The 23,894-nt window shown below is 69.6% G+C and carries 19 protein-coding genes; 5 read left to right on the top strand and 14 right to left on the bottom strand.

Annotated elements, in window-relative coordinates:
- Positions 1 to 19: 19 nt before the first annotated feature.
- The 5 genes from ACWDAG_RS21320 to ACWDAG_RS21300 are packed head-to-tail and all read left to right on the top strand — an operon-like array spanning position 20 to position 6,052.
- The gene (locus ACWDAG_RS21320) at positions 20 to 247 is read left to right on the top strand and encodes a 4Fe-4S dicluster domain-containing protein (RefSeq protein WP_030347217.1); all 228 of its coding nucleotides are present in this window, start codon (positions 20 to 22) and stop codon (positions 245 to 247) included.
- 16 nt (positions 248 to 263) lie between these two features.
- On the top strand, positions 264 to 1,607 hold the full coding sequence (locus ACWDAG_RS21315; protein WP_450697155.1) for an ABC transporter substrate-binding protein: 1,344 nt from the start codon (positions 264 to 266) through the stop codon (positions 1,605 to 1,607).
- On the top strand, positions 1,604 to 2,524 hold the full coding sequence (locus tag ACWDAG_RS21310) for an ABC transporter permease (protein WP_450697154.1): 921 nt from the start codon (positions 1,604 to 1,606) through the stop codon (positions 2,522 to 2,524). The genes ACWDAG_RS21315 and ACWDAG_RS21310 overlap by 4 nt, the downstream gene beginning before the upstream one ends.
- Positions 2,508 to 3,275: an ABC transporter ATP-binding protein gene (locus ACWDAG_RS21305; protein WP_450697153.1), complete on the top strand. Its 768-nt coding sequence runs from the start codon at positions 2,508 to 2,510 to the stop codon at positions 3,273 to 3,275. Before ACWDAG_RS21310 ends, ACWDAG_RS21305 begins: the two co-directional genes overlap by 17 nt.
- Positions 3,276 to 3,286: 11 nt before the next feature.
- Positions 3,287 to 6,052, top strand: coding sequence for a fumarate reductase/succinate dehydrogenase flavoprotein subunit (locus tag ACWDAG_RS21300; RefSeq protein WP_450697152.1), 2,766 nt, complete (start codon positions 3,287 to 3,289; stop codon positions 6,050 to 6,052).
- 12 nt (positions 6,053 to 6,064) lie between these two features.
- Here the strand turns inward: ACWDAG_RS21300 and recQ are convergent, their stop codons facing one another.
- The 14 genes from recQ to ACWDAG_RS21230 form a co-directional block, all read right to left on the bottom strand.
- Positions 6,065 to 8,062 carry a DNA helicase RecQ gene (gene recQ, locus ACWDAG_RS21295; RefSeq protein ID WP_450697151.1) on the bottom strand — a complete coding sequence of 666 codons (1,998 nt, stop codon included), beginning with the start codon at positions 8,060 to 8,062 and terminating at the stop codon, positions 6,065 to 6,067.
- Between the two features lie 168 nt (positions 8,063 to 8,230).
- Positions 8,231 to 9,889 carry an NADH-quinone oxidoreductase subunit NuoN gene (nuoN, locus tag ACWDAG_RS21290; protein ID WP_450697150.1) on the bottom strand — a complete coding sequence of 553 codons (1,659 nt, stop codon included), beginning with the start codon at positions 9,887 to 9,889 and terminating at the stop codon, positions 8,231 to 8,233.
- Positions 9,886 to 11,460, bottom strand: coding sequence for an NADH-quinone oxidoreductase subunit M (locus tag ACWDAG_RS21285; RefSeq protein ID WP_450697149.1), 1,575 nt, complete (start codon positions 11,458 to 11,460; stop codon positions 9,886 to 9,888). The genes nuoN and ACWDAG_RS21285 overlap by 4 nt, the downstream gene beginning before the upstream one ends.
- Before the next feature lie 5 nt (positions 11,461 to 11,465).
- Positions 11,466 to 13,412 carry an NADH-quinone oxidoreductase subunit L gene (gene nuoL / locus ACWDAG_RS21280; RefSeq protein ID WP_450697148.1) on the bottom strand — a complete coding sequence of 649 codons (1,947 nt, stop codon included), beginning with the start codon at positions 13,410 to 13,412 and terminating at the stop codon, positions 11,466 to 11,468.
- Between the two features lie 14 nt (positions 13,413 to 13,426).
- Positions 13,427 to 13,726: an NADH-quinone oxidoreductase subunit NuoK gene (nuoK, locus tag ACWDAG_RS21275; RefSeq protein WP_020130147.1), complete on the bottom strand. Its 300-nt coding sequence runs from the start codon at positions 13,724 to 13,726 to the stop codon at positions 13,427 to 13,429.
- Positions 13,723 to 14,565 carry an NADH-quinone oxidoreductase subunit J gene (locus ACWDAG_RS21270; RefSeq protein ID WP_450697147.1) on the bottom strand — a complete coding sequence of 281 codons (843 nt, stop codon included), beginning with the start codon at positions 14,563 to 14,565 and terminating at the stop codon, positions 13,723 to 13,725. The genes nuoK and ACWDAG_RS21270 overlap by 4 nt, the downstream gene beginning before the upstream one ends.
- Complete coding sequence (gene nuoI / locus ACWDAG_RS21265; protein ID WP_099930706.1) at positions 14,562 to 15,203, bottom strand: NADH-quinone oxidoreductase subunit NuoI; 642 nt, start codon at positions 15,201 to 15,203, stop codon at positions 14,562 to 14,564. The genes ACWDAG_RS21270 and nuoI overlap by 4 nt, the downstream gene beginning before the upstream one ends.
- Positions 15,196 to 16,560: an NADH-quinone oxidoreductase subunit NuoH gene (gene nuoH / locus ACWDAG_RS21260; protein WP_450697146.1), complete on the bottom strand. Its 1,365-nt coding sequence runs from the start codon at positions 16,558 to 16,560 to the stop codon at positions 15,196 to 15,198. Before nuoH ends, nuoI begins: the two co-directional genes overlap by 8 nt.
- A complete protein-coding gene (locus ACWDAG_RS21255) occupies positions 16,557 to 19,061 on the bottom strand; it encodes an NADH-quinone oxidoreductase subunit G (RefSeq protein ID WP_450697145.1) in 2,505 nt (834 codons plus the stop codon). The genes nuoH and ACWDAG_RS21255 overlap by 4 nt, the downstream gene beginning before the upstream one ends.
- Complete coding sequence (nuoF, locus tag ACWDAG_RS21250) at positions 19,058 to 20,407, bottom strand: NADH-quinone oxidoreductase subunit NuoF (protein ID WP_181922353.1); 1,350 nt, start codon at positions 20,405 to 20,407, stop codon at positions 19,058 to 19,060. Before nuoF ends, ACWDAG_RS21255 begins: the two co-directional genes overlap by 4 nt.
- Complete coding sequence (gene nuoE / locus ACWDAG_RS21245; RefSeq protein ID WP_450697144.1) at positions 20,404 to 21,279, bottom strand: NADH-quinone oxidoreductase subunit NuoE; 876 nt, start codon at positions 21,277 to 21,279, stop codon at positions 20,404 to 20,406. Before nuoE ends, nuoF begins: the two co-directional genes overlap by 4 nt.
- Positions 21,276 to 22,598 carry an NADH-quinone oxidoreductase subunit D gene (locus ACWDAG_RS21240; RefSeq protein ID WP_351462612.1) on the bottom strand — a complete coding sequence of 441 codons (1,323 nt, stop codon included), beginning with the start codon at positions 22,596 to 22,598 and terminating at the stop codon, positions 21,276 to 21,278. The genes nuoE and ACWDAG_RS21240 overlap by 4 nt, the downstream gene beginning before the upstream one ends.
- The gene (locus tag ACWDAG_RS21235; protein ID WP_450697143.1) at positions 22,595 to 23,338 is read right to left on the bottom strand and encodes an NADH-quinone oxidoreductase subunit C; all 744 of its coding nucleotides are present in this window, start codon (positions 23,336 to 23,338) and stop codon (positions 22,595 to 22,597) included. The genes ACWDAG_RS21240 and ACWDAG_RS21235 overlap by 4 nt, the downstream gene beginning before the upstream one ends.
- Positions 23,335 to 23,889, bottom strand: coding sequence for a NuoB/complex I 20 kDa subunit family protein (locus tag ACWDAG_RS21230; protein WP_003998928.1), 555 nt, complete (start codon positions 23,887 to 23,889; stop codon positions 23,335 to 23,337). The genes ACWDAG_RS21235 and ACWDAG_RS21230 overlap by 4 nt, the downstream gene beginning before the upstream one ends.
- Positions 23,890 to 23,894 lie beyond the last annotated feature (5 nt).

Genomic DNA, 23,894 nt, shown 5'->3' with positions numbered 1-23,894 from the left:
CCGTTTCCTGGAGACAGCCATGCCTTTGGCACCCCAGCGGGCCGACGTGCCCGTGACCATCGACGAGTCGAAGTGCATCGACGGCTGCACCCTCTGCGTGGACATGTGCCCGCTGGACTCCCTCGCCATCGACGAGAGCAGCGGCAAGGCCTATATGCACGTCGACGAGTGCTGGTACTGCGGCCCGTGCGCGGCCCGCTGTCCCACCGGAGCCGTGACGGTCAACATGCCCTATCTGCTCCGGTGAAAGGCCCCTGACTCCCATGAAGCACAAAGCAGTTGCCGCAGCCGCCCTCCTTCTCCTCCCGCTCACGGCCTGCGGCGGCAACGCGGCCGCCGGAAGCGACGGCTCCACGGTCACCGTCACCGTCGGCTACCAGTCGAAGACCATCAACACGGTCACCGCGGGCACCCTCCTGCGCTTCCTCGGCTACTTCGAGAAGGAGCTGAACTCGCTGGGCGACGGCAAGCACTACCGGGTCGACTGGCAGGACTACGCCACGGGCGCCCCCATCACCGCCCAGATGACCGCCGGGAAGATCGACATCGGATCGATGGGCGACTTCCCGCTCCTCATCAACGCGGCCCGCGGCAGACAGCTCGGCAAGCCGACCCACCTGGTCTCCGTCACCGGTTACAACCTGCGCGGCGGCCTCAACACGATCGTCACCTCCCCGGATTCGAAGCTCGCCACCCTCACCGATCTGAAGGGCAGGAAGGTCTCCACGAGCGTCGGCTCCGCCGCCGACGGCACCCTCGTACGAGCCCTGCAGCGCGCCGGCATCGACCCCGACAAGGGCATCCAGAAGCTCAACCAGCAGCCCGCGGTCGGCGCTTCGGCCCTGTCGGCAGGCAGCGCGGACGCCCTGTCGCAGTTCGTCGCCTGGCCCGGCCTGCTCGCCTTCCAGGGCAAGGCGAAGGCCCTGTACGACGGCGGCCGGCTGAACCTCCCCACCTTCCACGGCGTCACCGCCCGCGAGGACTTCGCCAAGCAGCGGCCGGCCGTGCTGGAGGCCTTCCTCAAGGCCCAGTCGGAGGCCACCGACTATCTGAACGCCCACCCGGTCGCCGCCGCCGAGTCGGTCGCCAAGGCCACCGGACTGCCCGCCGAGGTCGTTTACCTCTACAACGGCGCCCACGGGATCTCCACCTTCGACCCGGCGGTCAAGCCGCAGCTGATCTCCGCGCTGAAGAAGGACGTCTCGGTCCTGAAGGCGGCCAAGCTGACCGGGGACATCGACGTGGACTCCTTCGTCGACGACCAGTACGTGAAGAAGTCCCTCGGAGCGGACTACGCCCAGCGGCTCGCCGCGACGCCGCCGGCCTCCGCGAGCGAGGTGTGGCCCAAGGGCGCCGAGAAGACCGTCTCCTTCAAGTCGCCCGCCGAGCTGCTGAGTTACGTGAAGAAGCACAAGGACGGCATCCGCGCCGCCTACGTCCCCGACGCCACCACCGGCACCCTCTGGTTCGCCGACAAGGCTGTCTGGGTGGCCGACGGCAGCCGGCTCGTCCCCTTCGTCGCACCGGCCACCGCCAAGGCGTACGTCGATGCCCACAGGGGCGCCCGTGTCATCACGTACACCGAGGCGCTGGGGCGGTCGTCATGACCCGGCAGACGCCGCGCCCGGAGAGCCGGTTCACGCCTCGCCGTCCGCGACGCGCGAGCCGGTTCGCCCTGCGGCTCGCCTCGCTGGCGGCCGCCCTCGGCGCCTGGCAACTGCTGGCCGGCCTGAAGGTCGACCTCTGGCTGCGCTTCTCCCAGTTCCCGACCGCCACCGACGTGGCCCGCACCTTCGCCGACCGGCTGGCCGGGCCCGACTACTGGACGGACCTCACCGACAGCGTCACCCGCATCCTCACCGGCTTCCTCCTCGCCGCCGTGCTCGGCGTGGCGACGGGCGTGCTCGTGGCGCGCTCCCGCCTCGCCGAGGACCTGCTCGGGCCGGTGCTGGAGGTCGTCCGCCCGATCCCGGCGATCGCCCTGGTCCCCGTCGCGATCCTGCTCTTCCCCTCCAACGAACAGGGCATCGTCTTCATCACCTGCACCGCCGCCTTCTTCCCCGTCCTGGTCTCCACCCGCCATGCGGTCCGCGCCCTGACCCCGGTGTGGGAGGAAGCGGTCCTCACCATGGGCGGCGGCCGGTGGCGGATCCTCGGCTCGGTCGTCCTGCCCGGCGCACTGCCCGGCATCTTCGGCGGGCTGTCGGTCGGCATCGGCGTCTCGTGGATCTGTGTGATCTCCGCCGAGATGATCTCCGGCCAGTACGGCGTCGGATACCGCACCTGGCAGGACTACACCGTCGTCGACTACGCGGGAGTCTTCGTCGGCATGATCACGATCGGCGTACTCGGCTGGGTCACGTCCACTGCCGTGGAACTCCTCGGCCGCCGCCTGACCCGCTGGCTGCCGCGCACGTCGTACATCCCCGGCGCACGGACTCCCCGTCCGGCGCGCGGTGCCGCCGCCCCCGCGCCGGTGAGCCCCACCGCCAAGGAGGAGGCGACCCATGACCAGCTCGTCTGACCTCCGCTCGCCCTCCCGCACCGGTGCGGGGCTGGCGCTGCGGGACGCCACACTCGGACGGCCCGGCGCGCCCGTGCTGGAGGGAGTCGACCTCGACGTGGCCCCCGGCGAGATCCTCACCCTCGTCGGCCCCTCCGGCTGCGGCAAGTCGACCCTGCTGCGCACCCTGGCCGGACTGCTCGCACCCCTCGCCGGAGACGTCGGCCAGGACGGACAGCCGCTGACCGGCCCCGCCGCCGACCGCGCCCTGATCTTCCAGGAGGACGCCCTCCTGCCCTGGCGCACCCTGCGCGGGAACGTCGAACTGCCCCTCGCCATCAAGGGACTGCCCCGTGCGGAGCGCCGACGCCAGGCGGAGGACTGGCTGGAGCGCGTCGGCCTCGGAGAACAGTCCCGGCAGCTGCCGCACCGCGTCTCCGGCGGCCAACGCCAGCGCGCCCAGCTGGCCCGCGCGCTGGCGGGCGCACCCCGCGCCGTCCTCATGGACGAACCCTTCGGCGCCCTCGACGCCCAGACCCGCGCCGGCATGCAGGACCTGCTGGTGGAGGTGCTGCGCGGCACGGGCGCGACGGTCGTCTTCGTCACCCACGACGTGGACGAAGCCCTCTTCCTCGGCGACCGCGTGGCCCTCCTCGGCAACGGCCGGCTGACCGCCGTACGCGATGTGCCGTGCCCGCGCGACCGTACGGCACACGACGATCCCGGGCGTGTGGCGCTGCGGCGCGACGTCCTCACCTCGCTCGGTACCTGAAAGGCCCCCCGGTGACCACCCCGTCCTTGAACACGCCCCTGGAGATCCCCGCCCTCACCGACGCAGAGGAGATCCGCTGCGACGTCCTCGTCGTCGGCGGTGGCACCGCCGGCACCATGGCCGCGCTGACCGCCGCCGAGCACGGCGCGAACGTCCTCCTGCTGGAGAAGGCCCACGTCCGCCACTCCGGCGCGCTCGCCATGGGCATGGACGGCGTCAACAACGCGGTCATCCCCGGCCGCGCCGAGCCCGACGACTACGTCGCCGAGATCACCCGCGCCAACGACGGCATCGTCGACCAGTCCACCGTCCGCCAGACCGCCACCCGCGGCTTCGGCATGGTGCAGCGCCTGGAGTCGTACGGCGTGAAGTTCGAGAAGGACGAGCACGGCGAGTACGCGGTCCGCCAGGTCCACCGCTCCGGCTCCTACGTCCTGCCGATGCCGGAGGGCAAGGACGTCAAGAAGGTGCTCTACCGGCAGCTGCGGCGGCGCGAGATGCGGGAGAGGATCCGCATCGAGAACCGGGTGATGCCGGTGCGCGTGCTCACCGCCGAAGGGCGCGCGGTGGGGGCGGTCGGTTTCAACACGCGCACCGGCGCGTTCGTGGTGGTGCGCGCGGGCGCGGTGATCCTGGCGACCGGCGCGTGCGGCCGGCTGGGCCTCCCGGCCTCCGGCTACCTGTACGGCACCTACGAGAACCCGACCAACGCCGGTGACGGTTACGCCATGGCCTACCACGCGGGCGCCGAGCTCACCGGCATCGAGTGCTTCCAGATCAACCCGCTGATCAAGGACTACAACGGCCCGGCCTGCGCCTACGTCGCCAACCCCTTCGGCGGCTACCAGGTCAACCGGCACGGCGAACGCTTCGTCGACTCCGACTACTGGTCCGGCCAGATGATGGCCGAGTTCGCGGCGGAGATCGCGAGCGACCGGGGCCCCGTGTACCTGAAGCTGAGCCACCTCCCGGAGGAATCGATCTCCGCCCTGGAGTCGATCCTGCACTCGACGGAGCGGCCCACGCGGGGGACCTTTCATGCCGGCCGGGGCCACGACTACCGCACCCACGACGTCGAGATGCACATCTCCGAGATCGGCCTGTGCGGCGGCCATTCGGCCTCGGGCGTACGGGTCGACGACCACGCCCGCACGACCGTGCCCCGTCTGTACGCCGCCGGCGACCTGGCCTGCGTGCCGCACAACTACATGATCGGCGCGTTCGTCTTCGGCGACCTCGCGGGCGCGGACGCCTCCCAGTACACGCCGTACGAAGGCGAGTTGCCCGCCGACCAGCTCCGCGAGGCGCACGAACTGATCTACCGCCCGCTGCGCAACCCGGACGGCCCGCCGCAACCCCAGGTCGAGTACAAACTGCGCCGCTTCGTGAACGACTACGTGGCCCCGCCGAAGTCCGGCGCCCGCCTGTCCCTGGCCCTGGAGGCCTTCGAGCGGATGCACGACGACATCGCGGCGATGGGTGCGCGCACCCCGCACGAACTGATGCGCTGCGCCGAGGTCTCCTTCATCCGCGACTGCGCGGAAATGGCCGCCCGGGCCTCCCTGGCCCGCACGGAGTCGCGCTGGGGGCTCTACCACGACCGCATCGACCACCCCCGGCGCGACGACGCCTCCTGGTTCCACCACCTCGACCTGCACAAGTCCCCCTCCGGTTCGATGGAGTTCACGGCCCGTCCCGTGGCTCCGTATCTGGTTCCCGTCGACGAGTTCACGCCGGTGGGCGGCCCCTCACGGCACATCGGCGAGGTCCACGCCGAGGGCGTGGCGACCGCCGGGTCGCGGGATGTGGCGCCGGTCGCCACGGGACCGACCTCCGCACCTGCCGACAGGCCCGTGGGCCACGGCTCGGGCGAGACCGCCTCGCCGCGGCTCCTGGAGCTGCTGGAGCTGGCCGAGGAGCAACCGGAACTCGCCGCGATCGAGCCCTACTTGACCGACCTCGACGCCGCCGTGCGGCGCACTGCGGTCTCGGTCCTCACCGAGACGGTGCCGCCCGGCACCGGGCAGGCCCTGGCCGGCGCCCTCGGCGACCCCGACGCTGACGTGCGTGCGGCCGCCGCGGCCTCGCTGCGCGAGCTGGTCGAGACCCTCCCGCCCGAACCCGACCTGGGTGCCGCACTCACCGCTGCGGTCGCCGGGGCCGACCCAGTGGTCCGCGCCGCCGCCCTCGACGTACTGCGCGCCCTGCGCCTGGGGAACGTCGGCGTGTTCACCGGGGCGCTGGACGATCCCGACATCGCCGTCCGTATCGAAGCCGTGCGCGCGCTCGTCTCGGTCGACGCGGTCGAACCGCTGTCCGGTGCGGCGGACGACGCCTCGCGCGAGGTCCGCGTCACCGTGGCCAAGGCGCTCGCCGCCGTCAGCCCCGAGGCCCTTGCCGCGAGCGGCCGGGAGCGGCTCACCGGCACCCTGGTCCGGCTCACCGAGGACAGTGACCCCCTGGTCCGCGGTGCAGCGCTCGGCGCGCTGGCCACCGTCGGCTGCCCGGCCCCGCTCGCCGCGCGCGCCGTGGCCGCGCTGGCCGACCCGGCGTGGCAGGTCCGCGCCGGTGCCGCCACCGCCCTGTCCGCCGCGCCCGCCGACACGGCAGTGCCCGCCCTCGCCAAGGCGCTCGCCGACCCCAACGCGGACGTGCGCAAGGCGGCGGTGCTCGCCCTGACCCGGCACAACGGCACAGCGGAGGCCCGGGCGGCCCTCGCCACCGTCACGTCGGACCCGGACGCGGACGTCAGGGCGTACGCGGCGCGGGGGCTGTGACGCCTGCGGCGCCTATATCCAGTCGGGCTCCGGCTCCTCGTCCGGCTCCGGCCAGTCGTCGGTCACGGCGGCCGGGGCCCGGTCGTCGGCGGTCGGAGCGTCCCCGGTGGGGCTGTCCTCGGTCGTGGTGGCCAGGGAGGACAGCACCTCGAGCACGCCCTCCCCGTATGTCGCCAGCTTCTTCTCGCCGACCCCGCTGATGCCGCCGAGCTGCGTCACCGACGTCGGCCAGGCGGTGGCGATCTCCCGGAGCGTGGCGTCGTGGAAGATGACGTACGCCGGGACGCCCTGTTCCCGGGCCTGCTCGGCACGCCAGGCGCGCAGTGCCTCGAACGCGGGCTGCAGTTCCTCGGGAAGCTCGGCCGCCGCGGTCTTGGCCTTGCGCTCGCCCTTGCTGGAGGAACCAGATGCCGAGCGCGCGGGCGCCGGCTTCTTGGGCTCCTTGCGCAGCGGTACCTCCCGTTCGCGCCGGAGCACCGAGCCGCTGGCCTCGGTCAGCACCAGCGTGCCGTACTCCCCTTCGACCGCGAGCAGCCCCTGCGCCAGCAACTGCCGTACGACGCCCCGCCATTCGCCCTCGTCGAGCTCCTCGCCGATGCCGAACACGGACAGCTGGTCGTGGTCGAACTGGATCACCTTGGCTGTGCGCTTGCCGAGCAGGATGTCGACGATCTGGACGGCACCGAACTTCTGCCCCCGCTCCCGCTGCAGCCGCACCACCGTCGACAGCACCTTCTGCGCCGCGACCGTGCCGTCCCAGGTCTCCGGTGGGATCAGGCAGGTGTCGCAGTTGCCGCAGCCCGCGGGATCCGGGTCCTGGCCGAAGTAGGCGAGCAGCTGGCCGCGCCGGCACCGGGCGGTCTCGCACAGCGCCAGCATCGAGTCCAGGTGGGCGGCGGCCCGGCGCCGGAACGCCTCGTCGCCCTCGCCGGACTGGATCAGTTTGCGCTGCTGTATGACGTCGTTGAGGCCGTACGCCATCCATGCCGTCGACGGCAGCCCGTCCCGACCGGCGCGTCCCGTCTCCTGGTAATAGCCCTCGACCGACTTCGGCAGGTCGAGGTGCGCGACGAACCGGACGTCCGGCTTGTCGATGCCCATGCCGAAGGCGATGGTCGCGACCACGACCAGGCCCTCCTCCCGCAGGAACCGGGACTGGTGTGCCGCGCGCGTGCCCGCGTCCAGGCCCGCGTGGTACGGCACCGCCTCGATGCCGTTGCGCGACAGGAACTCCGCCGTCGACTCCACCGACTTGCGGGACAGGCAGTACACGATGCCCGCGTCCCCCTCGTGCTCCTGACGCAGAAAGCCCAGCAGCTGCTTCTTGGGGTCGGCCTTGGGCACGATCCGGTACTGGATGTTGGGCCTGTCGAAGCTCGCGACGAAGTGCCGGGCCGTCGGCATGTGCAGCCGCTGGGTGATCTCCTGGTGCGTGGCGTGTGTGGCCGTGGCCGTGAGCGCGATCCGTGGGACGTCGGGCCAGCGCTCGCCGAGGAGGAAGAGGGCGAGATAGTCGGGGCGGAAGTCGTGGCCCCACTGGGACACGCAGTGCGCCTCGTCGATCGCGAAGACCGCGATCTTGCCGCGGGAGAGGAGGTCCAGCGTCGAGTCGAGCCGCAGCCGCTCCGGTGCGAGATAGAGCAGGTCCAGCTCGCCTGCCAAGTACTCGGCCTCGACGATCCTGCGCTCGTCGAAGTCCTGCGTGGAGTTCATGAACCCGGCGCGCACGCCGAGCGCCCGCAGCGCGTCCACCTGGTCCTGCATCAGCGCGATGAGGGGTGAGATCACGATGCCCGTACCGGGTCTGACCAGGGCGGGGATCTGGTAGCACAGCGACTTGCCGCCGCCGGTCGGCATGAGGACAACGGCGTCGCCGCCGGCCACCACATGCTCGATGACGGCCTCCTGCTCGCCGCGGAAGGCCTCGTAGCCGAAGACACGGTGCAGCGTGGCCAGCGCCTCGCTCTCGATCACCCCTGACATCTCGCTGATCCCGCCCATCCCACCCATAGTTCCGTCCCCCGTACGTCGTCCCTCGACCACTGCCTCCACGATAGGGGCCCGCACTGACAGCTCAGGAGTTATCCACAGCCCCGTATCCGCATTCCGCACGACAGTGGGCCCCGGTTCCCTTCCGAGAACCGGGGCCCACCTCCATGCAACGCAGGTTCGTGCAGGTCAGCGCACGAAGACTCCTGCCTGGCTCGCCAGGTCCAGGAAGTACTGCGGTGCCACACCGAGCACCAGCGTGACCACGACGCCGAGCCCGATCGCGGTCATCGTCAGCGGCGACGGCACGGCGACCGTCGGGCCCTCGGGCCGTGGCTCGCTGAAGAACATCAGCACGATCACCCGGATGTAGAAGAAGGCCGCGACCGCGGACGAGATCACACCGACCACGACCAGCGGGGCCGCCCCGCCCTCCGCCGCCGCCTTGAACACGGCGAACTTCCCGGCGAAGCCGGAGGTCAGCGGAATGCCGGCGAAGGCCAGCAGGAACACCGCGAACACGGCCGCCACCAGCGGTGAACGCCGGCCGAGCCCGGCCCACTTGGACAGGTGCGTCGCCTCGCCCCCCGCGTCGCGCACCAGTGTCACCACCGCGAAGGCGCCGATGGTCACGAAGGAGTAGGCACCCAGGTAGAAGAGGACGGAGGAGACGCCGTCCTTCGACGTGGCGATGACACCCGCAAGGATGAATCCGGCGTGTGCGATCGAGGAGTACGCCAGCAGTCGCTTGATGTCGGTCTGCGTGATCGCGACGATCGCGCCGCCGAGCATGGTGACGATCGCGACGGCCCACATGACCGGCCGCCAGTCCCAGCGCAGGCCGGGCAGCACGACGTAGAGCAGCCGGAGCAGCGCACCGAACGCGGCCACCTTCGTTGCCGCCGCCATGAACCCGGTCACCGGCGTGGGTGCGCCCTGGTAGACATCCGGCGTCCACATGTGGAACGGGACGGCGCCGACCTTGAACAGCAGCCCCATGACGATCATCGCGCCGCCGACGAGCAGCAGCGCGTCGTTGCCCATCGTGTTGGCGAGCACCGGGTCGACGGTCGTGACCGAACCGTCGACGACATGCGCGATCGTCGCGTACGACACGGAACCCGCGTAGCCGTAGAGCAGGGCGATACCGAACAGTGTGAACGCGGAGGCGAACGCGCCGAGCAGGAAGTACTTGACGGCGGCTTCCTGCGACATGAGCCGCTTGCGGCGGGCCAGGGCGCACAGCAGGTACAGCGGCAGCGAGAAGACTTCCAGGGCCACGAACAGGGTCAGCAGGTCGTTGGCCGACGGGAAGACCAGCATGCCGGAGATCGCGAAGAGCAGCAGCGGGAACACCTCGGTGGTGGTGAACCCGGCCTTCACGGCCGCCTTTTCGCTGTCACTGCCGGGCACGGACGCGGCCTGCGCGGCGAACGAGTCGACGCGGTTGCCGTGCGCCTCCGGGTCCAGGCGGCGCTCGGCGAAGGTGAACAGGCCGACCAGTCCGGCGAGCAGGATCGTGCCCTGCAGGAACAGGGACGGTCCGTCGACCGCGATCGCGCCCATCGCCGCGATGTGCGCCTTGGTGGTGCCGTATCCGTCTGCCGCGAGTCCGACGACCGCCGCGAAGGCGGCGCAGAGCGCGATGGCGGACACGAACACCTGGGCGTAGTAACGGGACTTGCGCGGCACGAAGGCCTCGATCAGCACTCCGACGATCGCCGCGCCCACAACGATCAAGGTGGGCGACAATTGCCCGTATTCGATCTTCGGCGCGGGGATCTTCGAGATCGGATCGGCCGCGGTTGCCGCCGTTGTCCACAGGCTGTGGACGGCTGCTGCGCTCACTTGGCCACCGCCTCCACCTCAGGCTTGGGGTCCTTCTTGTGTACGTCGGACAAGGTCGACTTCACCGCCGGGTTGACGATGTCGGTGACCGGCTTCGGGTAGACGCCCAGGAAGATCAGCAACACGATCAGGGGGGCGACGACCACGAGTTCGCGTGCCCTGAGGTCCGGCATCGCGGAGACCTCCTGTTTCACCGGGCCGGTCATCGTCCGCTGGTAGAGGACGAGGGTGTAGAGCGCGGCGAGCACGATGCCGAAGGTGGCGATGATCCCGATCGCCGGGTAGCGCGTGAACGTGCCGACCAGGACCAGGAACTCACTCACGAACGGCGCGAGACCAGGCAGCGACAGGGTCGCCAGGCCGCCGACCAGGAAGGTGCCGGCGAGCACCGGGGCGACCTTCTGCACACCGCCGTAGTCGGCGATGAGCCGCGACCCGCGCCGGGAGATCAGGAAGCCCGCGACCAGCATCAGCGCGGCGGTGGAGATGCCGTGGTTGACCATGTAGAGGGTCGCTCCGGACTGGCCCTGGCTGGTCATCGCGAAGATGCCCAGGATGATGAACCCGAAGTGCGAGATCGACGCGTAGGCGACCAGCCGCTTGATGTCCCGCTGCCCGACGGCGAGCAGCGCCCCGTAGATGATGCTGATCAGGGCGAGGACGAGGATGGCGGGCGTCGCCCACTTCGAGGCCTCCGGGAACAGCTGGAGGCAGAAGCGGAGCATCGCGAAGGTGCCGACCTTGTCGACGACCGCGGTGATGAGGACGGCGACCGGGGCGGTGGCCTCCTGCATGGCGTTGGGCAGCCAGGTGTGCAGGGGCCACAGCGGCGCCTTCACCGCGAAGGCGAAGAAGAAGCCGAGGAACAGCCAGCGTTCGGTGTCGGTCGCCATGTGGAGCGAGCCGCTCGCGCGGGCCTGCGCGATCTCCTGGAGGCTGAAGTTCCCGGCCACCACGTACAGCCCGATCACGGCGGCCAGCATGATCAGACCGCCGACCAGGTTGTAGAGGAGGAACTTGACGGCTGCGTACGACCGTTGCGTCGACGCCGCTTCCTCGCCGTGCTCGTGGGCACGGTCCCCGAAGCCGCCGATGAGGAAGTACATCGGGATCAGCATGGCTTCGAAGAAGATGTAGAAGAGGAAGACGTCGGTGGCCTCGAAGGAGATGATCACCATCGCTTCGACGCCGAGGATCAGGGCGAAGAAGCCCTGCGTCGGCCGCCACCGCTTGCTTCCGGTCTCCAGCGGGTCGGCGTCGTGCCAGCCCGCGAGGATGATGAACGGGATCAGCAGGGCGGTCAGCGCGATCAGCGCCACCGCGATGCCGTCGACGCCCAGCTCGTACCTGACTCCGAAGTCCTTGATCCAGGCGTGGGATTCGGTGAGCTGGTAGCGGTCGCCGTCCGGGTCGAAGCGGACCAGGATCGTGACCGCGAGGGCGAGTGTGGCGAGCGAGACGAGCAGCGCCAGCCATTTGGCTGCGGTGCGCTGCGCGGCCGGTACGGCGGCCGTGGCGATGGCCCCGACTGCCGGGAGCACCGCCGTCGCTGTCAGCAGAGGAAAGGACATCGGTATCAGACCGCCCTCATCAGCAGGGTCGCGGCGATGAGGACCGCCGCACCGCCGAACATCGAGACCGCGTACGACCGCGCGAAGCCGTTCTGCAGCTTGCGCATGCGCCCGGACAGGCCGCCGACCGAGGCCGCCGTGCCGTTGACGACGCCGTCGACCAGGGTGTGGTCGACGTACACCAAGGAGCGTGTGAGGTGTTCGCCGCCGCGGACCAGGACGACGTGGTTGAAGTCGTCCTGCAGCAGGTCGCGCCGGGCGGCCCGGGTGAGCAGCGATCCGCGGGGGGCGACGGACGGGACCGGGCGACGCCCGTACATGGCGTACGCGATGCCGACGCCGATGAGCAGGCAGACCATCGTCCCGCCGGTGACCGCCGCCGCGCTGAGCGGGGAGTTGCCCTCGCTGTGGCCGGTGACCGGCTCCAGCCAGTGCAGGAAGCGGTCACCGATGCTGAAGAACGCGCCGCCGAAGACCGAGCCGACGGCCAGCACGATCATGGGGATCGTCATGACCTTCGGGGACTCGTGCGGGTGCGGTTCCGCGTGTTCGCCGTGCTGCTCGGCGGCGGGCTCCGCGCTGGGCGCCTCCGGGGAGCGGGTGGGCTGGTTGCGCCAGCGCTCCTCGCCGAAGAACGTCATCAGCATCACGCGCGTCATGTAGAAGGCGGTGATGGCCGCGCCCAGCAGGGCCGCGCCGCCGAGGATCCAGCCCTCGGTGCCGCCCTTCGCGAAGGCCGCCTCGATGATCTTGTCCTTGGAGAAGAAGCCGGACAGACCCGGGAAGCCGATGATGGCGAGGTAGCCGAGGCCGAAGGTGATGAAGGTGACCGGCATGTACTTGCGCAGGCCGCCGTACTTCCTCATGTCGACCTCGTCGTTCATGCCGTGCATGACCGATCCGGCGCCGAGGAAGAGCCCGGCCTTGAAGAAGCCGTGCGTCACCAGGTGCATGATCGCGAAGACGTAGCCGATGGGGCCGAGGCCCGCCGCCAGCACCATGTAGCCGATCTGCGACATGGTCGAGCCGGCCAGCGCCTTCTTGATGTCGTCCTTCGCGCAACCGACGATCGCACCGAACAGGAGCGTGACGGCACCGACCACGGTGACCGCCAGCTGCGCGTCGGGCGCGGCGTTGAAGATCGCTCCGGAGCGGACGATGAGGTAGACGCCCGCGGTCACCATGGTCGCGGCGTGGATGAGGGCCGAGACCGGGGTCGGGCCCTCCATCGCGTCCCCGAGCCAGGACTGCAGCGGCACCTGGGCGGACTTGCCGCAGGCGGCGAGCAGGAGCATCAGGCCGATGGCGGTGAGCCTGCCCTCGCCGGTGTCCCCGGTGTGGCTGAGGACCGGCCCGAAGGCGAAGGTCCCGAACGTCGTGAACATCAGCATGATGGCGATGGACAGGCCCATGTCGCCGACGCGGTTGACCAGGAAGGCCTTCTTCGCCGCGGTCGCCGCGCTGGGCTTGTGCTGCCAGAAGCCGATCAGCAGGTAGGAGGCGAGGCCGACGCCCTCCCAACCGACGTACAGCAGCAGGTAGTTGTCGGCGAGGACGAGCAGCAGCATCGCCGCGAGGAACAGGTTCAGATAGCCGAAGAAACGCCGGCGGCGCTCGTCGTGCTCCATGTACCCGACCGAGTACAGGTGGATCAGCGAGCCGACGCCGGTGATCAGCAGGACGAACGTCATCGACAGCTGGTCGAGGCGGAAGGTGACGTCCGCCTGGAAGCTCTCGACCGGGACCCAGGTGTACAGGTGCTGGATCAGGGTCCGGTGTTCGGCGTTCTTCCCGAGCAGGTCGGCGAAGAGGACGACGCCGATGACGAAGGAGGCGCCGGCGAGGACCGTGCCGATCCAGTGGCCGACGGCGTCGAGCCGCCGGCCGCCGCACAGCAGTACGGCTGCTCCGAGCAGTGGCGCCGCCACCAGCAGCGCAATCAGGTTCTCCACGATTCAGCGACCCCTCAGAGCTTCATCAGGCTGGCGTCGTCGACCGAGGCCGAGTGGCGGGAACGGAACAGGGACACGATGATCGCCAACCCGACCACGACCTCCGCGGCGGCGACGACCATCGTGAAGAAGGCGATGATCTGGCCGTCGAGATTGCCGTGCATCCGGGAGAAGGTGACGAACGCGAGGTTGCAGGCGTTGAGCATCAGCTCGATGCACATGAACACGACGATGGCGTTGCGCCTGATCAGTACGCCGGTGGCGCCGATCGTGAACAACAGGGCGGCGAGATACAAGTAGTTGACCGGGTTCACTTCGACGCCTCCTCGGCCCGCTTGAGGTTCGCCGGATCGATCGCGGTCCGCTCCAGGCGCTCCTCCGCACGCTGCTCCAGCGCCCGCAGGTCGTTGAGCGCCTCCGCCGACACGTCACGGATCTGGCCGCGTTCACGCAGCGTCTTGCTGACCGTGAGCTCGGACGGGGTGCCGTCGGGCAGCAGGCCCGCGATGTCCACCGCGTTGTGCCGGGCGTACACGCCGGGCGCCGGCAGCGGCGGCACGTACTTGCCCTCCCGGACGCGCTGTTCGGACAGCTCGCGCTGGGTCTTGGCGCGTTCGGTGCGCTCGCGGTGCGTGAGCACCATCGCTCCGACCGCGGCGGTGATCAGCAGGGCGCCGGTGATTTCGAACGCGAAGACGTACTTGGTGAAGATGAGGGCTGCGAGGCCCTCGACATTGCCGTGGGCGTTCGCGTCGCCCAGGCCGTTGAACTCCTTGAGGGACGCGTTGCCGATCCCGGCGAGCAGCAGGATGCCGAAGCCGAGCCCGCACAGAAGGGCCAGCCAGCGCTGGCCCTTGATGGTCTCCTTCAGTGAGTCCGCGGCCGTCACGCCGACGAGCATCACCACGAAGAGGAACAGCATCATGATCGCGCCGGTGTAGACGACGATCTGCACGATGCCCAGGAAGTAGGCGCCGTTGGCGAGGTAGAAGATCGCCAGGATGATCATGGTGCCGGCGAGCGAGAGCGCGCTGTGCACGGCCCTCTTCATGAAGACGGTCGCCAGGGCTCCGATCACGGCGACGGTGCCGAGGACCCAGAACTGGAAGGCCTCTCCGGTGGAGGTGGAGTAGGCGGCGAGTTGCGCGCTCATCGGCCGATCACCTTCTCCGAGGCGGGCTCGTCCTCACCGAAGGTGGAGGCGGCCTCCTGGACGACCTCGCCCTTGGAGAGGGCCACCTGGCGCTCGGTGCCGGGCGCGGCCTCGGTGACGAGCCCCCGGTAGTAGTCCTGCTCGTCCATCCCCGGGTAGATGGCGTGCGGGCTGTCGACCATGCCCTCTTCGAGGCCGGCGAGCAGCTGCTCCTTGGTGTAGATGAGGTTGGCGCGGCTGGAGTCGGCGAGTTCGAACTCGTTGGTCATCGTGAGCGCGCGCGTGGGACACGCCTCGATGCACAGGCCGCACAGGATGCAGCGGGCGTAGTTGATCTGGTACACGCGCCCGTACCGCTCGCCCGGCGAGTAGCGCTCCTCGTCCGTGTTGTCGGCGCCCTCCACGTAGATGGCGTCGGCGGGGCAGGCCCAGGCGCACAGCTCGCAGCCGACGCACTTCTCCAGGCCGTCCGGATGGCGGTTGAGCTGGTGCCGTCCGTGGAACCGGGGGGCAGTGGTCTTCTGCTGCTCCGGGTACTGCTCAGTCAGCCGCTTCTTGAACATGGCCTTGAAGGTCACGCCGAAGCCTGCGACGGGGTTCATGAAACCGGGCTTGGTCTCCTTGGGCTCCTCAGCCATCGGACGCCTCCTTTCCATCCGAAGATCCGTCACTGGCAGTATCCGACCCACCACTGACAATCAGCTCTCGCTCGCGGCGCGGACTGCGCCTCGGCACCGCCGGCAACTCCTGTCCCGGCAGTGGCGGTACGGGGAATCCGCCCGCCATCGGGTCGAATCCGGCGGCCTGTTCGGCAGGCTGCTCGGCTTTCCCTCCCTTGTCGCGGAAGATGTCGGCGATGAAGGACAGAAGAAGCAGGGCGAGGACACCGCCGACGATGTAGAGGGTGATGTCGGCGAAGTCGTAGTTCTCGTTCCTGAGGGCCCGGACGGTCGCGACCAGCATCAGCCAGACCACGGAGACCGGGATGAGGACCTTCCAGCCGAGCTTCATCAGCTGGTCGTAGCGGACCCGCGGGAGCGTGCCGCGCAGCCAGATGAAGAGGAACAGCAGCAGCTGCACCTTGATCACGAACCAGAGCAGCGGCCACCAGCCGTGGTTGGCACCCTCCCAGAAGGTGCTGATCGGCCAGGGGGCCCGCCAGCCGCCGAGGAAGAGCGTGGTGGACACGGCCGAGACCGTCACCATGTTCACGTACTCGGCGAGCATGAACATCGCGAACTTGATCGACGAGTACTCGGTGTTGAAGCCGCCGACCAGGTCGCCCTCGGACTCCGGCATGTCGAAGGGGGCGCGGTTGGTCTCGCCGACCATCGTGACGATGTAGAGGATGAAGGAGACCGGCAGCAGGACGATGTACCAGCGGTCGTGCTGCTGCTCGACGATCGTCGACGTCGACATCGACCCCGAGTAGAGGAACACGGAGGCGAAGGCGGCGCCCATCGCGATCTCGTACGAGATCATCTGCGCGCAGGAGCGCAGGCCACCGAGGAGCGGGTAAGTGGATCCGGAACTCCAACCCGCCAGCACGATGCCGTAGATGCCGACCGAGGCGACCGCGAGGATGTACAGCATCGCGATCGGCAGGTCGGTCAGCTGCATGGTCGTACGGTGGCCGAAGATCGAGATCTCGTTGTCGGCCGGGCCGAAGGGGATCACCGCGATCGCCATGAAGGCCGGGATGGCCGCGACGATCGGTGCGAGGACGTAGACGACCTTGTCCGCGCGTTTGACGATGACGTCTTCCTTGAGCATCAGCTTGATGCCGTCGGCGAGCGACTGGAGCATGCCCCAGGGGCCGTGCCGGTTCGGGCCGATGCGCAGCTGCATCCAGGCGACGACCTTGCGCTCCCAGACGATGGAGAACAGCACGGTCACCATCAGGAAGGCGAAGCAGAAGACGGCCTTGATGACGACCAGCCACCAGGGGTCGCGGCCGAACATCGAGAGGTCTTCAGCGGCGAGGTACGGGCTCATGCCTCCACCTCCTCGGGGGCCTCGCCGACGAGCGTCGCCGGGCCGATACGGACGAGAGCGCCGGGCAGCGCCCCGGTGTCGGAGGCAACGCCCCCGCCTGCGGAGTTCAGCGGGAGCCAGACCACCCGGTCGGGCATCTGAGCGATCCGCAGCGGCAGTTCGACCGCTCCGGAGGGGCCGGTCACAGCGATGGTGTCGCCGTCCTTGACGCCCGCCTCGGCGGCGGTCGCGGCCGACACGCGCGCGTGGGCGGCGTGCCGGGTTCCGGCGAGCGCTTCGTCACCCTCCTGGAGGAGCCCCTGGTCGAGCAGCAGCCGGTGCCCGGCCAGTACGGCTTCACCGGCGGCGGGCCGCGGCAACTGGGCCGCGGTTTCCAAGGGTTCCGTGGCCCGGGGCCCGTCCCACGGGCCGAGCCGGTCGATCTCCGCGCGTACGGTGCGCAGATCCGGCAGCCCCAGGTGGATGTCCATGGCGTCGGCCAGCATCTGCAGCACGCGCGCGTCGGTGGGCGCGAGGCGGCGGGTCATCTGGTCCGGCTTGAGCGCGGCCTCGAAGAACCGCACCCGGCCTTCCCAGTTGAGGAAGGTGCCTGCTTTCTCGGCGACCGCGGCGACGGGAAGGACGACATCGGCACGTTCGGTGACCTCACTGGGGCGCAGCTCCAGCGACACCACGAAGCCGGCCTCCTGCAGCGCTTCACGCGCGCGTGCCGGGTCCGGCAGGTCGGCGACCTCGACGCCCGCGACCAGCAGTGCCTGCAGCTCGCCCGTCGCGGCTGCCTCGACGATCTGGCTGGTGTCGCGGCCGTAGCGGTGCGGAAGTTCGGCGACGCCCCAGGCCGCGGCGACCTCCTCACGCGCGCGTGGATCGGTGGCCGGACGTCCGCCCGGCAGCAGCGAAGGCAGCGCGCCCGCCTCCAGGGCACCGCGCTCACCGGCCCGCCGCGGGATCCACACCAGCTGAGCGCCGGTCGCGGAGGCGGCCCGTACGGCGGCGGTGAGTCCGCCTGCCACGGCGGCCAGCCGCTCACCGACGACGATCACCGCACCCTCGGCGCGCAGCGCCTCGGCCGCCCTGGCCCCGTCGTCCTCCAGTCCGACGCCGCTCGCGAGTGCGTCCAGCCACTCGGTCTCGGTACCGGGGGCGGCCGGCAGCAGTGTGCCGGCGGCCTTCTCCAGGCCGCGCGTGGTGTGCGTGGCCAGCGAGAACACCTTCTGACCGTGTCCACGCCAGGCCTTGCGCAGCCGCAGGAAGACGCCGGGAGCCTCTTCCTCGGCCTCGAACCCGACCAGCAGAACGGCGGGCGCCTTCTCCAAGGAGGTGTACGTGACGCCCGTACCGTCGAGATCACGTCCGCGTCCGGCAATCTTCGCAGCGAGGAAGTCGGACTCCTCGCCGCTGTGCACGCGCGCGCGGAAGTCGATGTCGTTCGTGTCGAGGGCCACACGCGCGAACTTGCTGTACGCGTAGGCGTCCTCGACGGTGAGGCGGCCGCCGGTCAGGACGCCGGTCCTGCCGCGGGAGGCGAGCAGTCCCTGAGCCGCGATCTGCAGCGCCTCCGGCCAGGAGGCCGGTTCGAGGTCCCCCTCCGCGTTCCGTACGAGCGGCGTCTGGAGCCTGTCCCGCTGCTGCGCGTACCGGAACCCGAAGCGGCCCTTGTCGCAGATCCACTCCTCGTTGACCTCGGGGTCGTTGGCGGCGAGCCGCCGCATGACCTTGCCGCGCCGGTGGTCGGTGCGGGTGGCGCAGCCGCCGGAGCAGTGCTCGCACACGCTCGGCGAGGACACGAGGTCGAAGGGCCGGGAGCGGAAGCGGTAGGCCGCCGAGGTCAGCGCGCCGACCGGGCAGATCTGGATGGTGTTGCCGGAGAAGTACGACTCGAAGGGATCGCCCTCACCGGTGCCGACCTGCTGCAGGGCGCCCCGCTCGACCAGCTCGATCATCGGGTCGCCCGCGATCTGGTTGGAGAAGCGGGTGCACCGGGCGCACAGCACGCACCGCTCACGGTCGAGCAGCACCTGCGTGGAGATCGAGACGGGCTTCTCGTAGGTCCGCTTCTTGCCCTCGAAGCGGGACTCGGCCTGCCCGTGGGACATGGCCTGGTTCTGCAGGGGGCACTCGCCGCCCTTGTCGCAGACCGGGCAGTCCAGCGGGTGGTTGATGAGGAGGAGCTCCATCACACCGTGCTGGGCCTTCTCGGCGACCGGCGAGGTGAGGTGGGTCTTCACGACCATGCCGTCCGTGCAGGTGATGGTGCAGGACGCCATCGGCTTGCGCTGGCCCTCCACCTCGACGATGCACTGGCGGCAGGCACCGGCCGGGTCGAGGAGAGGGTGGTCGCAGAAGCGGGGGATCTCGATGCCGAGTTGCTCGGCGGCCCGGATGACCAGGGTGCCCTTGGGCACGCTGATCTCGGCGCCGTCGATCGTCAGCGAGACGAGATCCTCCGGCGGGACCGCCGCCTCTCCCCCACCCGTGGGAGCGCTGGTGGTCACGGTCATGCGTTCACCTCCGTGCGGTCGGCCCAGGCCGTCGACTTGGCCGGGTCGAAGGGGCACCCGCGGCCCGTGATGTGCTGCTCGTACTCCTCGCGGAAGTACTTCAGCGAGGAGAAGATCGGCGAGGCGGCGCCGTCGCCGAGGGCGCAGAACGACTTGCCGTTGATGTTGTCGGCGATGTCGTTCAGCTTGTCGAGGTCGGACATCACGCCCTTGCCGGCCTCGATGTCGCGCAGCAACTGCACGAGCCAGTACGTCCCTTCGCGGCAGGGTGTGCACTTGCCGCAGGACTCGTGGGCGTAGAACTCGGTCCAGCGGGTGACGGCGCGTACGACGCAGGTCGTCTCGTCGAAGCACTGCAGGGCCTTGGTGCCGAGCATGGATCCGGCGGCGCCCACTCCTTCGTAGTCGAGGGGTACGTCGAGGTGCTCGTCGGTGAACATCGGCGTCGAAGAGCCGCCCGGCGTCCAGAACTTGAGCCGGTGGCCGGGCCGCATGCCGCCGCTCATCTCCAGCAGCTGGCGGAGTGTGATGCCGAGCGGGGCCTCGTACTGGCCGGGGCTGGCGACGTGGCCGCTGAGCGAGTAGAGCGTGAAGCCGGGGGACTTCTCGCTGCCCATCGACCGGAACCATTCCTTGCCCCGGTTCAGAATTGCGGGAACCGACGCGATCGACTCGACGTTGTTCACAACAGTCGGGCACGCATAGAGGCCCGCCACCGCAGGGAAGGGGGGACGGAGCCGCGGTTGACCCCGGCGGCCTTCGAGCGAGTCGAGCAGTGCGGTCTCCTCACCGCAGATGTACGCGCCGGCGCCGGCGTGCACGGTGAGCTGGAGGTTCAGCCCGCTGCCCAGGATGTTCTCGCCGAGGTAGCCGGCCTCGTAGGCCTCGCGCACGGCCTCGTGCAACCGCCGCAGAACGGGGACGACTTCACCACGCAGATAGATGAAGGCATGCGAAGACCTGATGGCGTAACACGCGATGACAATGCCCTCGATGAGGCTGTGCGGGTTCGCGAAGAGGAGCGGGATGTCCTTGCAGGTTCCCGGCTCCGATTCGTCGGCGTTGACAACTAGATAGTGCGGCTTTCCATCTCCCTGGGGAATGAACTGCCATTTCATTCCCGTGGGGAATCCCGCGCCGCCGCGGCCGCGCAGCCCGGAGTCCTTGACGTACGCGATCAGGTCGTCCGGGGACATCGCGAGCGCCTTGCGGAGCCCCTCGTACCCTTCGTGCCTTCGGTAGACGTCCAGCGTCCAGGACCGGTCCTCGTCCCAGAAGGCCGACAGCACGGGTGCGAGCAGCTTCTCGGGGCTGTTGTTCCTGAGTTCGGGTGCCAAGGTCATCACTCCCCCTCCTCGGCGGCAGGCCCTGCCGGGTGGGCCGGGTCGGAGGCCGACGTGTCCTGTGGCGCATCGTGTGAGCTGAGGTGCTCGGTCGGCGACGGCTCGTGCACTGCCCTGTCCTGCGGCTCGTCCTCGTGCGGGCCGCCGTCCCGCGGATGGACCACACGCGCGGGTGCGGCCTCTCCCCTAGCCAGGCGAAGGCCCACCAGCGACGCCGGTCCCGCACTGCCGCTCTCCTCGACGGCCCCTGGCCGCTCGTCGGGGAAGCCGGCCAGCATCCGCGCGGTGTCCTTGAAAGTGCACAGGCGCGCCCCGCGCGTGGGTTCGACGTCCCGTCCCGCACGCAGGTCGTCGACGAGGCGCTTGGCGCTGGCCGGGGTCTGGTTGTCGAAGAACTCCCAGTTGACCATCACCACCGGCGCGAAGTCGCAGGCCGCGTTGCACTCGATGTGCTCCAGAGTGACCTTGCCGTCGTCAGTGGTCTCACCGTTGCCGACGCCCAGGTGCTCCTGGAGCTCCTCGAAGATCGCGTCACCGCCCATCACCGCACAGAGGGTGTTGGTGCAGACGCCCACCTGGTAGTCACCGGACGGCTTGCGCCGGTACATGGTGTAGAAGGTGGCGACCGCGGTCACCTCGGCCGTGGTCAGGCCGAGCACGTCCGCGCAGAACTGCATCCCGGTGCGCGTGACATGACCCTCCTCCGACTGCACGAGATGCAGCAACGGCAGGAGAGCCGAGCGGGAGTCGGGGTAGCGGGCGATCACCTCGCGCGCGTCCGCCTCGAGCCGGGCTCGGACGTCGTCCGGGTAGGCGGGCGCGGGCAGTTCGGGCATGCCCAGGCTGACGCCCCGCTCCGAAGAACTGGTGGTCACCGGTCGACGCCTCCCATCACGGGGTCGATGGACGCGACGGCGACGATGACGTCGGCGACCTGGCCGCCTTCGCACATCGCCGCCATGGCCTGCAGGTTGGTGAAGGACGGGTCCCGGAAGTGGACCCGGAAGGGCCGGGTGCCGCCGTCGGACACGGCGTGCACCCCGAGTTCGCCCTTGGGTGACTCGACGGCCGCGTACGCCTGTCCCGGCGGGACGCGGAAGCCCTCGGTGACCAGCTTGAAGTGGTGGATCAGGGCCTCCATGGAGGTGCCCATGATCTTCTTGATGTGGTCGAGGGAGTTGCCGAGCCCGTCCGGTCCCAGGGCGAGCTGGGCGGGCCAGGCGATCTTCTTGTCGGCGACCATGACCGGGCCGGGCTGCAGCCGGTCCAGGCACTGTTCGACGATCCGGAGGGACTGGCGCATCTCCTCCAGGCGGATCAGGAAGCGCCCGTAGGAGTCGCAGGTGTCGGCGGTCGGGACGTCGAAGTCGTACGTCTCGTAGTCGCAGTACGGCTGCGTCTTGCGCAGGTCGTGCGGGAGGCCGGTGGAGCGCAGGATCGGGCCGGTGGCGCCGAGGGCCATGCAGCCGGCCAGGTCGAGATAGCCGACGTCCTGCATACGGGCCTTGAAGATGGGGTTCCCGGTGGCGAGCTTGTCGTACTCGGGGAGGTTCTTCTTCATCTTCTTCACGAACTCGCGGATGTGGTCCACCGCGCCGGGCGGCAGGTCCTGCGCGAGTCCGCCGGGCCTGATGTACGCGTGGTTCATGCGCAGGCCCGTGATGAGCTCGTAGATGTCGAGAATCATTTCACGATCACGGAATCCGTAGATCATGATCGTGGTGGCGCCGAGTTCCATGCCGCCGGTGGCGATGCACACGAGGTGCGAGGAGAGCCGGTTCAGCTCCATCAGGAGCACCCGGATGATCTTGGCTCGCTCGGTGATCTGGTCCTCGATGCCGAGGAGCTTCTCGACGGCGAGGCAGTAGGCGGTCTCGTTGAAGAAGGACGTCAGGTAGTCCATGCGCGTCACGAACGTGGTGCCCTGCGTCCAGGTGCGGAACTCGAGGTTCTTCTCGATCCCGGTGTGCAGGTAGCCGATGCCGCAGCGGGCCTCGGTGACCGTCTCGCCCTCGATCTCCAGGATCAGACGGAGCACTCCATGGGTGGAGGGGTGCTGGGGCCCCATGTTGACGACGATGCGCTCGTCGTCGGCGCGGGCCGCGGACTGGACGACCTCGTCCCAGTCGCCACCGGTGACCGTATATACGGTGCCTTCCGTGGTCTCGCGAGGAGAGGCTTGCGAAGTGCTCACGAGTACGACCTCCGCTGGTCCGGAGCCGGGATCTGGGCGCCCTTGTACTCGACGGGGATGCCGCCGAGCGGGTAGTCCTTGCGCTGCGGATGGCCCTGCCAGTCGTCCGGCATCATGATCCGCGTCAGGGCCGGGTGACCGTCGAAGACGATCCCGAAGAAGTCGTAGGTCTCGCGCTCGTGCCAGTCGTTGGTGGGATAGACGGAGACCAGGGACGGGATCTTCGGGTCGGCGTCCGGAGCGCTGACTTCGAGCCGGATCAGCCTGTTGTGGGTGATCGAGCGCAGGTGGTAGACGGCGTGCAGCTCGCGGCCCTTGTCGTGCGGGTAGTGGACTCCGCTGACGCCGGTGCAGAGCTCGAAGCGCAGGGCGGGGTCGTCGCGCAGGGTGCGGGCGACGCGCAGCAGGTGCTCACGCTCGATGTGGAAGGTGAGTTCGCCGCGGTCGACGACCGTCTTCTCGATCGCGTTGTCCGGGAGGAGTCCCTGCTCCTCCAGAGCGCCTTCCAGTTCGTCGGCGACCTCGTCGAACCATCCGCCGTAGGGGCGGGCCGCCGGTCCCGGGAGGCGGACCGAGCGGACCAGACCGCCGTAGCCGGAGGTGTCGCCGCCGTTGTTGGCGCCGAACATGCCGCGCTGGACGCGGATCTCCTCACCGCCTTCGCCGCGCTGGCCGGGGAGGTTGGAGGCGCCGAGATCCTTCTCCGGGTTGACGCCGTTGGCGCCGTTCGCGTCGCTCACCGCAGCAGCCCCTTCATCTCGATCGTGGGCAGGGCCTTGAGCGCCGCTTCCTCCGCCTCGCGGGCCGCTTCCTCGGCGTTCACGCCGAGCTTGGAGGTCTGGATCTTCTGGTGCAGCTTGAGGATGGCGTCCATCAGCATCTCGGGCCGTGGCGGGCAGCCGGGCAGATAGATGTCGACCGGCACGATGTGGTCGACGCCCTGGACGATCGCGTAGTTGTTGAACATGCCGCCCGAGGAGGCGCAGACCCCCATGGAGATCACCCACTTGGGGTTCGGCATCTGGTCGTAGACCTGGCGCAGCACCGGCGCCATCTTCTGGCTCACCCGGCCGGCAACGATCATCAGGTCCGCCTGGCGGGGCGAACCGCGGAACACCTCCATGCCGAAGCGGGCCAGGTCGTAGCGGCCGGCGCCGGTGGTCATCATCTCGATGGCGCAGCAGGCGAGGCCGAACGTGGCCGGGAAGACGGACGCCTTGCGCACCCAGCCCGCGGCCTGCTCGACGGTGGTCAGCAGGAATCCGCTCGGCAGCTTTTCTTCGAGTCCCATGTGTT

Source organism: Streptomyces sp. NPDC001157, assembly GCF_053598255.1.
This window is presented reverse-complemented; position numbering and strand designations above follow the sequence as displayed.

Bases quoted from the DNA above. Each gene is read 5' to 3' on its own strand.
- ACWDAG_RS21320 (WP_030347217.1), top strand. From the start codon at position 20: ATGCCTTTGGCACCCCAGCGGGCCGACGTGCCCGTGACCATCGACGAG.
- ACWDAG_RS21305 (WP_450697153.1), top strand. From the start codon at position 2,508: ATGACCAGCTCGTCTGACCTCCGCTCGCCCTCCCGCACCGGTGCGGGG.
- recQ (WP_450697151.1), bottom strand. From the start codon at position 8,062: ATGGGTGGGATGGGCGGGATCAGCGAGATGTCAGGGGTGATCGAGAGC.
- ACWDAG_RS21255 (WP_450697145.1), bottom strand. From the start codon at position 19,061: ATGACCGTGACCACCAGCGCTCCCACGGGTGGGGGAGAGGCGGCGGTC.
- nuoH (WP_450697146.1), bottom strand. From the start codon at position 16,560: ATGAGCCCGTACCTCGCCGCTGAAGACCTCTCGATGTTCGGCCGCGAC.
- ACWDAG_RS21230 (WP_003998928.1), bottom strand. From the start codon at position 23,889: ATGGGACTCGAAGAAAAGCTGCCGAGCGGATTCCTGCTGACCACCGTC.
- ACWDAG_RS21310 (WP_450697154.1), top strand. From the start codon at position 1,604: ATGACCCGGCAGACGCCGCGCCCGGAGAGCCGGTTCACGCCTCGCCGT.
- ACWDAG_RS21270 (WP_450697147.1), bottom strand. From the start codon at position 14,565: ATGAGCGCGCAACTCGCCGCCTACTCCACCTCCACCGGAGAGGCCTTC.
- ACWDAG_RS21285 (WP_450697149.1), bottom strand. From the start codon at position 11,460: ATGTCCTTTCCTCTGCTGACAGCGACGGCGGTGCTCCCGGCAGTCGGG.
- ACWDAG_RS21315 (WP_450697155.1), top strand. From the start codon at position 264: ATGAAGCACAAAGCAGTTGCCGCAGCCGCCCTCCTTCTCCTCCCGCTC.
- nuoI (WP_099930706.1), bottom strand. From the start codon at position 15,203: ATGGCTGAGGAGCCCAAGGAGACCAAGCCCGGTTTCATGAACCCCGTC.